This is a genomic window from Micromonospora sp. ATLC16, assembly GCF_057196645.1.
In genome coordinates, this window is the sequence record NZ_JBXUOW010000108.1 from 1 (window position 1) to 10,639 (window position 10,639).

A 10,639-nucleotide genomic window follows, 5' to 3' on the forward strand; every position below is an offset into this window, starting at 1 on the left:
CCCGCGGGGCGAGCTGAGCCGCGCACCCCCCCCCCCCCCCCCCCCCCCCGCCCCCCCCCCCCCCCCCCCCCCCCCCCCCGCCCCCCCCGGGACCGGGTCAGTTCTCGTCAGGGGCGGGAAGTGCCGCCTCGATCAGCGCGGTCTGCTCGACCTCGTGCGTCTTCGCCGACCCGACTGCCGGAGCCGCGGCGGCCGGACGGGAGATCCGCCGAAGCCGGACACCGTCGAGGTGCTCCAGCAGGTTGAGCGCGACGAACGACCAGGCGCCCTGGTTGGCCGGCTCCTCCTGCACCCAGGCGAAGTCCTCCGCGTTCGGGAACTGCGCGAGCGCGGCCCGGATCTCCTCCACCGGCATCGGGTAGAGCTGCTCCAGCCGGATGATCGCCGTGTTACTGATGCCGCGCTCCTGCCGGGCCTGGAACAGGTCGTAGTAGACCTTGCCGGAGCAGAGCAGCACCCGCTTGACCCGCTCGGAGTTGCCGGCCGCCGGGTCGGCCAGCACCGGGGAGAAGGTGCCGGTGGTGAAGTCCTCCACGGATGAGACGCAGAGCTTGTGCCGCAACAGCGACTTCGGCGTGAACACCACAAGCGGCTTGCGCTTGGGCGACAAGGCCTGCCGGCGCAGCAGGTGGAAGTAGTTCGCCGGGGTGGTCGGGTTCGCCACCCGCATGTTGTCCTCGGCGCAGAGCTGCAGGAAGCGCTCCGGGCGGCCGGAGGTGTGGTCCGGTCCCTGACCCTCGTGGCCGTGCGGCAACAGCAGGGTCACGGCGGAACGCTGGCCCCACTTCACCTCGCCGGAGGAGATGAACTCGTCGATGACGGACTGGGAGCCGTTGACGAAGTCGCCGAACTGCGCCTCCCAGCAGACCAGGGCCTCCAGGTTCTCCACCGAGTAGCCGTACTCGAAGCCCATCGCGGCGTACTCGCTCAACAGCGAGTCGTGCACGAAGAGCCGGGACCGCTCGCCGTCGGCGGTGAGCGACTGCAGCGGCAGGTAGTCGTCGCCGGTCTCCGCGTCGACGATCGAGGCGTGCCGCTGCACGAAGGTGCCGCGGCGCGAGTCCTGCCCGGCGAGCCGGACGGTGACCCCGTCGTGCAGCAGCGCACCGAAGGCGATGATCTCGCCGAAACCCCAGTCGATGTTGCCTTCGACGGCCATCCGGGCCCGCCGGTCGAGCAACTGCCGGATCCGCTTGTGCGGGGTGAAGCCGTCGGGCAGGTTGACGTGCGCCTCACCGATGGCCTTGACGACCGACGCCTCGGTCGCCGTCTCCACCTGCGGCTCGGGCTCGTCCTGCCGGGGCGGGCGGCTCAGCTGACGTGGCGTGCTGGCCGCGTCGCGGGTGGCCTTGAAGACCCGCTCCAGCTGTGCCTGGTAGTCGCGCAGCAGCTCCTCGGCGTCTTCCAGGGTGATGTCACCCCGCCCGATCAGCTCCTCGGTGTAGAGCTTGCGGACCGAGCGCTTCGAGTCGATGATCTGGTACATCTGGGGGTTGGACATCGAGGGGTCGTCGCCCTCGTTGTGCCCGCGCCGCCGGTAGCAGACCAGGTCGATGACGACGTCCTTGTTGAAGGCCTGGCGGTACTCGAAGGCGAGCCGGGCCACCCGGACGACGGCCTCCGGGTCGTCGCCGTTGACGTGGAAGATCGGGGCCTGGATCATCCGGGCGACGTCGGTGCTGTAGAGGCTGGAGCGGCTGTACTCCGGCGCGGTGGTGAAACCGACCTGGTTGTTGACCACCACGTGCACCGTCCCGCCGGTGCGGTAACCGCGCAACTGGGAGAGGTTGAGCGTTTCGGCCACCACGCCCTGGCCGGCGAAGGCCGCGTCGCCGTGCACCGCCAGCGGCAGCACGGTGTAGCCCTCCAGCTTGAGGTCGATGCGGTCCTGCTTGGCCCGGACGATCCCCTCCAGCACCGGGTCGACGGCCTCCAGGTGCGACGGGTTCGCCACCACCGACACCTTCACGGCGTGGTCGCCGTCGGGAGTGGTGAACTTGCCGTTCTGGCCCAGGTGGTACTTCACGTCGCCCGAGCCCTGGGTGGAGCGTGGGTCCAGGTGCCCCTCGAACTCGGAGAAGATCTTCTCGTACGGCTTGCCGACGATGTTGGCCAGCACGTTGAGCCGGCCCCGGTGGGCCATGCCGATGACGACCTCGTCCAGGTCGCCCTCGGCGGCGGCCTCCAGCACCTCACCGAGCAGCGGGATGAGCGACTCGCCGCCCTCCAGCGAGAAGCGCTTCTGGCCGACGTACTTGGTCTGCAGGAAGGTCTCGAAGGCCTCGGCCGCGTTGAGCCGGTTGAGCACGTGCTTCTGCTCGCCGGCCGGCGGCTTCTCGTACTTGCGCTCGACCCGCTCCTGGATCCAGCGACGCTCGGCCGGGTCCTGAATGTGCATGTACTCGATGCCGACGCGGCGGCAGTACGAGTCGCGCAGCACGCCGAGGATCTCCCGCAGCTTCATCCGCTGCCGGCCGGCGAAGCCGTTCACCGGGAAGGTGCGGTCCAGGTCCCACAGAGTCAACCCGTGCTGGAGAACGTCCAGATCCGGGTGCTTGCGGATCTTGAACTCCAGCGGGTCGGTGTCGGCCATCAGGTGGCCACGCACCCGGTAGGAGTGGATCAGCTCGTGGACCCGGGCGGTCTTGTTGATCTGACCCTCGCTGTCGACCGCGACGTCGCGCATCCAGCGCACCGGTTCGTAGGGGATCCGCAGCGAGGTGAAGAGCTGGTCGTAGAAGCCGTGCTCGCCGAGCATCAGCTCGTGCATGACCTTGAGGAACTCGCCGGACTGCGCGCCCTGGATGATGCGGTGGTCGTACGTGCTGGTCAGCGTGATGACCTTGCTGACCGCCAGCTCGGCCAGGGTGGCCTCGCTCATGCCCTGGTACGGCGCCGGGTACTCCATGGCACCGACGCCGATGATCGCGCTCTGGCCCTGCATCAGTCGCGGCATGGAGTGCACCGTGCCGATGCCGCCGGGGTTGGTCAGCGAGATCGTGGTGCCGGAGTAGTCCTCCATGGTCAGCTCGTTGCGCCGGGCGCGCCGCACGACGTCCTCGTACGCCTGCCAGAACTGCCGGAAGTCCATCTGCTCGCAGGCCTTGATGGAGGGAACCACCAGGTTGCGGCTGCCGTCGGGCTTGGTCAGGTCGATGGCGATGCCCAGGTTGACGTGCTCGGGACGGACCATCACCGGCTTGCCGTCGACCTCGGCGAAGGAGTTGTTCATCTCGGGGTGCGTGACCAACGCCCGCACCAGGGCGTAGCCGATCAGGTGGGTGAAGCTGACCTTGCCGCCGCGGCCCCGGGCGAGATGATTGTTGATCACGATGCGGTTGTCGACCAGGAGCTTGGCCGGCACGGCTCGAACGCTGGTCGCGGTCGGCACGGCCAGCGAGGCGTCCATGTTCTGAACGATCTTGGCAGCCACTCCCCGCAGCGGTGTGGTCTGTGGCCCGTTGGCGGTGGGTGTGGTCCGGGCCGGCTGGCTCTTCGCCGGCTCGGCCTTGGCGGTCGGCTTCGCGGCGGCCGGTTTCGCGGCGGCGGGCGCCGGCTTCGGCGTCGCCGCCGTGCCGCGCTCCTGCTTGCCGGCCGGCTCAGCCTTGGTCGCCGGTTCGCTCTTGGTCGCCGGTTCGCTCCTGGTGGCCGCCTCGGTCGTGGCCGCGGCGCCCCTGGTCTCGGCGCTGGTGGTCGGCCGCCCGCCACCGGTGCCCGCTGTGCTCTGACCGGGCCGGTAGTCGGCGAAGAAGTCGTGCCAGGCCGGGTCGACGCTGCTGGGATCGGCGAGGTAGCGCTGGTACATCTCCTCGACGATCCACTCGTTCGGGCCGAAACCCGCCAGTGGGTTCTCCTGCGAAGTCTGCTGGGTCGACACGGCCGGTAATCGCCTCTTTCACGCGGGTTTGTGTGTCACGCGGTGCCCGATGCGTCGGGACGGACGCACAGGACGGTTCCAGGCTACGCCGTAGCGAACCCCGGGGCATTTCCGCCTCCGTCGCGAGGCCGGATTCACAGAAGATGCCAGAAGTTCGGTAAGCGGTGCACATTTCCTTGATCGCTGCTAAGGCCGACGGGCCCGGCGCGCCGGCTGTCCACCGGTGCACCGGACCCGTCGAGGCGGGGGCGACCGAGTCTGCCACCGGGTGTCAGGAGATGTCGCGGCGCCGGGTGATGAGGATGCCGGCCACGCCGCTGACCACGGCGTAGCCCACCAGCACGAGCGCACCGACCCACCACACGGGCAACATTTCGTTCTCGCCCGGCGTGATCATGACCTGGGAGGCGGCGGCCGGCCAGAGCACCTGCCACTTGATCACGGCCATGTTGTCCAGCAGGTTGGCCAGCAGCAGGAAGAGCAGCCCCACCACCTGGGTGCCGATCAGGTAGAGCACCGAGGCGGTGATCACCGCGCCCAACTGGTTGGTGATCAGCGTGCCGATGCCCACGCCGAGCACCGTCCAGATCGCGTACGCCATCAGGTTGAGCAGCAGGGCCCGCTGAACCTCCCACTCCCCGAGCTGGGTGCCGTAGTCGTTCAGGGACAGGAACGTGGCGCCGGCGGCGAGGTCGATCAGCGTGGTCACCAGCCAGAACGCGAAGCCGAGCAGGCTGGCCGCGACGAGCTTGCTGACGATCACCGAGGTGCGTCGCGGGGTGGCCAGGAACGTCGTGGTCGCGGTCTGGTGGAAGAACTCGTTGGTGACCATGAGGATGCCGATGAGCATCACGAACATCAGCCCCAGGTACTGCCCCGAGGTGTAGAGATTCGCCGCCTGAGCCGGCGCGGAGGCGGCGTCGCCGGTGTACCCGAACTCCTCGCCACCGCCGCCGAGGGTCTCGGTGGCCAGCCAGGCATTGAGGGCGAAGGCCAGGACGATCGACAGGAACGCCCCGATGGCCAGCCACCACCAGGTGCTGGTCGTACGGATCTTGAGGAGTTCGGAGCGGACAAGGTTGCTCATCGGATGCCCGCCTTTCCGGCCGTGAGTTCCAGGAACACCCGTTCCAGGTCGGGTCGTTCAGTGGTCAGCTCGTGCAGTTCCACCCCGGCGGCCAGGGCCGCCCGGCCCACCGTCGGCGCGTCGACCCCGCCGATCAGGAGAGCGTCCTGCCCGTCGTTCTCCACCGTCGCCGACCCGCCCTTCAGCGCGGCGGCCAGCGCGTCGGCCTGCGGGGTGCGGACCCGGACCCGGACGCCCTGCGCCATCGACCCGATCACCTGGTCCACCGGACCCTGCCGGACCAGCTGTCCGGCCGCGATGATCACCACGTCGTCGGCCAGCAGTTGCATCTCGGAGAGCAGGTGGCTGGAGACGAGCACGGTACGTCCCTCGGCGGCCAGCCCCTTGAGGAATCCGCGCATCCACCGGATGCCCTCCGGGTCCAGGCCGTTGGCCGGCTCGTCGAGGATCAACACCCGGGGGTCACCGAGCATCGCCGCGGCGATGCCGAGTCGCTGTTTCATGCCCAGCGAGTAGCCCTTGAACTTGCGCTTGGCCGCAGGGGTCAACCCGACCAGGTCCAACGCCTGGTCAGCCCGCTCCTTCGGCAGCCCGGTCGCCGCGCAGATCACCCGCAGGTGGTTGACGCCGGTGCGCCCCTTGTGCGCGCTGGACGCCTCCAGGACCGCGCCGACGTGCCGCAGCGGGTCGGCCAGGTCGGGGTAGCGCTGACCACCGATGGTGGCCGCTCCGGCCGTCGGGGTGACCAGGTTCAGCAGCATCCGCAGGGTGGTGGTCTTACCCGCACCGTTCGGGCCGAGGAAGCCGGTGACCCGACCCGGTTCGACCGTGAACGACAGGTTGTTGACCGCGAGCACGTTGCGGTACCGCTTGGTCAGACCGGAAACCACGATCTGTGCGTCGTCGGTGGGGCTTTGTCGCCCGTCGGTCATCGTTCTCCTCCCGTGGCGGCGCCGAAATGTGCCGTTGCACAGCGTGACGTCTATGGTCATGCATTTCAATCGGTCTCGTTCGGGAAATCGTGATCCGCCTCAGGCAGGAGCCGCCTCATCCCCAGGTACGAGCCGATCGATCGTCGTGTCTACACCGCGATCCAGGTCGCCCGGGCGTGGCCGATCAGCCGACCGTCCGGGGTGTGGAGACTGGTGTGCACGAATGCCTTGCGGCCCTCGGCGCCGAGCAACGCACCGGTCACCACGCAATCCTCGCCGGGACGGGGCAGGGTCTCGATCCGGGCCGCGATCCGGCCGAGCACGTACGGGCGGCCGGCGCCGATCACCGTCCAACCGCCGGGGCAGTCGAGGGCCGCCCAGACCGTGGCGACCTCGACCTGCCGGGGTGTCCGCACCGGCGCGGCCGTCCGGCCGTTCGGCAGCCGTCCCGGGAAGATCCGCAGGCCGTCGGAGCGCTGCGGGCCACAGACGTAGCAGCTGGGGAACGGGTGCTCCACCAGCCCCGGGTACGCCGCCGAGGCCGACCGGGCGGTCGCCAGGTCCACCGGCGGGACGACCTCGCCGAGATCGCCCGCCGGGCACAGCTGCGCGATCACCTCGCCGGCCGGGTCGCGTACCTGCGCGTCGACGAGGGTCAGCGGGGTGTCCAGTGGCGGCGGTCGGCGCAGGGTCACCTCGACCGGACCGTCCCCGCCGTATGCGGCGGCGAAGATCCCGGCGCTCCAACCGCCGTTGCCCGAGCCGGGCGGCCCGTTGAAGCGTCCCTCGATGATCATCAAGTCCCTCCGCCCGCCCGGCCTCGTCGCCGGGACACCGGCAGCCTCGCACGCCGCCGCGGTTGGCGGCGGTGGCGGGTCGGCCACCGGTCGCCGACCGCCGTTCACCGGATCGACATCGCTGGTCACCATGGCCGGCAACCGACCGGGCGCTACACAGAGGGCATGGCCGTTCTGCCAGCCGCGGGCGTCACACTGACGACCAGCGGCTACACCCTCTCGATCGCCGACAATCCCAGCCAGGTCGAGGCCGCGCAACGCCTGCGTCATCAGGTGTTCGCCGGCGAGTTGGGCGCCACCGTGTCCGCCGACGCGGCCGGCCTCGACCGCGACGTCTTCGACAGGTACTGCGACCACCTGGTGGTGCATCAGGAGAGCAGCGGCGAGGTGGTCGGTACCTACCGGCTGCTCCCGCCGGGGCGCACCTACCGCCGCTATGCCGAGGGCGAGTTCGACCTGACCGCGCTCGACCCGTTGTGTACCCAACTCGTCGAGGTCGGCCGTTCGTGCGTGCACCCCGCGCACCGCAGCGGAGCGGTGATCAATCTGATGTGGGCGGGCATCGCCCGCTACCTGCATCTGCGGGGGCTGCGCTGGCTCGGCGGGTGTGCCTCGGTGCCGGTGGCCGATGGTGGCCTTGCCGCCGCCGAGGTCTGGACGCAGGCGCGGACGAAGCACCTGGCACCGCCGCCGCTACGGATCCGGCCGCTGCGACCCTGGTTCGCCGAGCCCGGCGTGCCGACCGAGACCGTCGCCGGATCCGCCCGGCTGGTCCCGCCGCTGCTGCGCGGGTACCTGCGGCTCGGCGCCCAGATCTGCGGGGCGCCCGCGTACGACCCGGACTTCGGGGTGGCCGACTTCTACGTGCTGCTCTCCATGGACCGGATCAACCCGCGTTACCTGCGGCACTTCCTCGGCGGGCAGCCGTGAACGCGCTCTGGCGGCCGAGTTCCGGCTGCGGTCCGGACTGCCTGCCCGGCCCCGGGGACGCTCCCGCCATCTCGACCGTCCGACAACTGGGTCGCGCCGCCGGCCTGCTCGGCATGCTCGGGCTCGGCATCGGGCTGGCGGCCCTGCTCCCGGCGCTACCGACCCGGGAGCGTCAGGCCGCGCTACGCGGCTGGGCCCGCACCACGGCCCGCGCCTGCGGGGTACGCCTCGAAGTGCGTGGTCGGCTGCCTCGGCGGCGGGTTCTGCTGGTCGCCAACCACGTCTCCTGGTGGGACGTGCTGGCGCTGCTCGCGGTCGCGCCGGCCCGGTCTCCGGCCGCGGCATCTCCCGCCGTGACGGCGGGGAAGCCGGAGTGGGAGTTGCCGCTGGCCGCCTGATCGTCCGGGCCGGGCGGACCCGGTGGCTGAACCAGCGGATCCGGCCGGGTCGCTCACAGGTTTTTTCCAGGATCCGCCCAGCAGCGGCGCAGTGTCTGCGCGGATGATGGGCGGCATGGCCGCTACCCAGACCGAGGCGCGACTGCTCGTCGTCGAGGACGATCCGAACATCCTCGAACTGCTCTCCGCGAGCCTGCGCTTCGCGGGATTCGTCGTGGCCACCGCCACCAGCGGCAGCGCCGCGCTGAGCGCGGCCCGGGATCATCGTCCCGACCTCGTGGTGCTCGACGTGATGCTGCCGGACCTCGACGGGTTCGAGGTGATCCGGATGATGCGCGAGGGCGGCACGCGTACACCGGTGGTCTTCCTCACCGCCCGCGACGCCACCGACGACAAGATCCGTGGGCTGACCCTGGGCGGCGACGACTACGTGACCAAGCCGTTCAGCCTGGAGGAGCTGACCGCCCGGATCCGGGCGGTGCTGCGCCGCACCAGCACCGGAGATCAGGCACCCGCCCGGCTCACCTTCGCCGACCTGGAGTTGGACGAGGAGACCCACGAGGTGTACCGGGCCGGTCAGCGGGTGCAGCTGTCGCCCACCGAGTTCAAACTGCTGCGCTACCTGATGCTCAACGCCAACCGGGTGCTGTCCAAGGCGCAGATCCTCGACCACGTGTGGAACTACGACTTCCGGGGCGACGACAACATCGTCGAGTCGTACATCTCGTACCTGCGTCGCAAGGTCGACACGACCGATCCCCGGCTGATCCACACCCTGCGCGGCGTCGGGTACGTCCTGCGCAAGCCGGCGGCGTGAACGCCCTCCAGCAGGGCAAGCTCTGGCTCCGCGCGGTACCGCTGCGGGTCAAGCTGGTCGCGGCCGTGCTGACCCTGGTAGCCGCCGCGCTGCTGGTGATCGCCTCGCTGACCACGATCTTCCACCGTAGCTACCTGATCGACCAGGTGGACGCGGGGCTGACGACCGCGGCCAACAACCTCGAAGCGGTGGCCGGCGCCGAGCGGTTCGGCACCGACCTGCCCACCGACTACCTGGTGGTCTTCACCGACAGCCGGTCCGGCGAGGTCTCCTGGGTCTACTTCGACACCAAGCGGTTCGACGTCAACGACCTACCGCCCTGGCCGGAGAACGCCGCCGGCTTCGAGCAGGCGGCCGGGAAGCCGTTCCCCGCCCGGGCCCGGGCCAGCGACATGCGCTGGCGAGTGCTGTACACCGAGCTGCCCAATGGTCAGTGGGCGGCGATCGCGCAGCACCTCACCGACGTGGATCAGGCGGTCAAGCGGCTCATCTGGATCGACCTGCTGGTCGGTGGGGCGGTCCTGGTGCTGCTCGCCTCGATCGGGGCGGCGATCGTCCGGACCAGCCTCAAGCCGCTGGTGGAGATCGAACGCACCGCCGCCGCCATCGCCGGCGGAGACCTCAGCCGACGGGTGCCCGACCCGGAGGACGGTCAGCCCTGCCCGACCTCGGAGCTGGGGCGGCTCTCCCGGGCACTCAACGCGATGCTCGGTCAGATCGAGCTGGCCTTCACCGCCCGGGCGGCGTCGGAGTCCGCGGCGCGGGCCGCCGAGGTGGCCGCCCGGGAGGCCGCCGAGGGGGCTCGCGCCTCCGAGGCCCGGGCCCGCCGCTCCGAGGAACGGATGCGCCAGTTCGTGGCGGACGCCTCACACGAGCTGCGTACCCCGCTGACCACCATCCGGGGCTTCGCCGAGCTGTACCGCCAGGGTGCGGCCCGTGCCCCGGAACGGACCTCCGACCTGCTGCGCCGTATCGAGAACGAGGCGGCCCGGATGGGTCTGCTGGTGGAGGACCTGCTGCTGCTGGCCCGGCTGGATCGTGAACGACCGCTCTCGCTCGCCCCGGTGGAGCTGCCGGTGCTGGCCGCGGACGCGGTGGCGGCGGCCCGGGCGATGGCGCCGGACCGGCGGATCGAGCTGGAGATCGAGCCCGGCTCGGGGCCTCTGGTGGTGCGCGGCGACGACGCCCGGCTGCGGCAGGTGATCGGCAACCTGATGACCAACGCGCTGCGGCACACCCCGACCGGAGAGGCGGTGACGTTGCGGCTGCACGCCGAGCCCGGCGGTCTGGCAGTGATCGAGGTGGCCGACACCGGGCCGGGGCTCACCGCCGAGCAGGCGGAGCGGGTCTTCGAGCGCTTCTATCGGGTGGACGCCTCGCGTACCCGTCGGACCGACGGCAACACCGGCACCGGTCTCGGCCTCGCCATCGTGGCCGCCCTGGTGACCGTGCACCAGGGCACGGTCGAGGTGACCGAGACGCCGGGTGGCGGCGCCACCTTCCGGGTGCGGCTGCCGCTCGCACCGGCCAGCGATATCGACGACGAGTGATTTTCAGCCAATCCTCAGTTCACCCCAAGGCGGGACGCAGAGCGATGGGAGAAGGTAGGGACATGACCGAGTACGAGTCCGACCCGCGCCGGCCGGCCCCGACCGACGCCGAGCCGTCGCAACCCGAGCTGTCCCGCGCCGAGTACGCGCGGTCCGACTCCCCGTCCCCCGCCAGCCCCGACGTCGACCCGACGGTCGAGGCGCCGACCGTGCCGGTCCGGGCCGTCGACCCGTCGCCGGCCGGCCCGGCC

General features: G+C 70.7%; 7 protein-coding genes and 2 pseudogenes. 5 read left to right on the forward strand and 4 right to left on the reverse strand.

What is annotated here, in order from left to right:
* Positions 1 to 97: 97 nt before the first annotated feature.
* From AC2CHE_RS25550 to AC2CHE_RS25565, 4 genes are all read right to left on the reverse strand, one after another.
* Positions 98 to 3,877 (reverse strand): multifunctional oxoglutarate decarboxylase/oxoglutarate dehydrogenase thiamine pyrophosphate-binding subunit/dihydrolipoyllysine-residue succinyltransferase subunit, encoded by a 3,780-nt coding sequence (locus AC2CHE_RS25550; RefSeq protein WP_484507390.1) that lies wholly within the window; start codon positions 3,875 to 3,877, stop codon positions 98 to 100.
* Between the two features lie 271 nt (positions 3,878 to 4,148).
* Entirely contained in the window at positions 4,149 to 4,964 is an 816-nt protein-coding gene (locus AC2CHE_RS25555; RefSeq protein ID WP_484507391.1) for an ABC transporter permease, read from the reverse strand.
* Positions 4,961 to 5,896 (reverse strand): ABC transporter ATP-binding protein, encoded by a 936-nt coding sequence (locus AC2CHE_RS25560; RefSeq protein ID WP_484507392.1) that lies wholly within the window; start codon positions 5,894 to 5,896, stop codon positions 4,961 to 4,963. Before AC2CHE_RS25560 ends, AC2CHE_RS25555 begins: the two co-directional genes overlap by 4 nt.
* 149 nt (positions 5,897 to 6,045) lie before the next feature.
* Positions 6,046 to 6,693 (reverse strand): hypothetical protein, encoded by a 648-nt coding sequence (locus AC2CHE_RS25565; RefSeq protein ID WP_484507393.1) that lies wholly within the window; start codon positions 6,691 to 6,693, stop codon positions 6,046 to 6,048.
* Between the two features lie 165 nt (positions 6,694 to 6,858).
* Between AC2CHE_RS25565 and AC2CHE_RS25570 the strand changes: the two genes are divergently transcribed.
* The 5 genes and pseudogenes from AC2CHE_RS25570 to AC2CHE_RS25590 form a co-directional block, all read left to right on the forward strand.
* On the forward strand, positions 6,859 to 7,623 hold the full coding sequence (locus AC2CHE_RS25570; RefSeq protein ID WP_484507394.1) for a GNAT family N-acetyltransferase: 765 nt from the start codon (positions 6,859 to 6,861) through the stop codon (positions 7,621 to 7,623).
* Positions 7,620 to 7,949 (forward strand): annotated as a pseudogene (locus AC2CHE_RS25575) (lysophospholipid acyltransferase family protein); the annotation flags it as partial. The gene AC2CHE_RS25570 and the pseudogene AC2CHE_RS25575, both read left to right, overlap by 4 nt.
* A 187-nt stretch (positions 7,950 to 8,136) precedes the next feature.
* Positions 8,137 to 8,838: a response regulator transcription factor gene (locus AC2CHE_RS25580; protein ID WP_484507395.1), complete on the forward strand. Its 702-nt coding sequence runs from the start codon at positions 8,137 to 8,139 to the stop codon at positions 8,836 to 8,838.
* Positions 8,835 to 10,388 carry a HAMP domain-containing sensor histidine kinase gene (locus AC2CHE_RS25585; protein WP_484507396.1) on the forward strand — a complete coding sequence of 518 codons (1,554 nt, stop codon included), beginning with the start codon at positions 8,835 to 8,837 and terminating at the stop codon, positions 10,386 to 10,388. Before AC2CHE_RS25580 ends, AC2CHE_RS25585 begins: the two co-directional genes overlap by 4 nt.
* A gap of 62 nt (positions 10,389 to 10,450) precedes the next feature.
* A pseudogene (locus tag AC2CHE_RS25590) lies at positions 10,451 to 10,639 on the forward strand (peptidase S1); the annotation flags it as partial.

Bases quoted from the DNA above. Each gene is read 5' to 3' on its own strand.
- AC2CHE_RS25555 (WP_484507391.1), bottom strand. From the start codon at position 4,964: ATGAGCAACCTTGTCCGCTCCGAACTCCTCAAGATCCGTACGACCAGC.
- AC2CHE_RS25570 (WP_484507394.1), top strand. From the start codon at position 6,859: ATGGCCGTTCTGCCAGCCGCGGGCGTCACACTGACGACCAGCGGCTAC.
- AC2CHE_RS25580 (WP_484507395.1), top strand. From the start codon at position 8,137: ATGGCCGCTACCCAGACCGAGGCGCGACTGCTCGTCGTCGAGGACGAT.
- AC2CHE_RS25565 (WP_484507393.1), bottom strand. From the start codon at position 6,693: ATGATCATCGAGGGACGCTTCAACGGGCCGCCCGGCTCGGGCAACGGC.
- AC2CHE_RS25560 (WP_484507392.1), bottom strand. From the start codon at position 5,896: ATGACCGACGGGCGACAAAGCCCCACCGACGACGCACAGATCGTGGTT.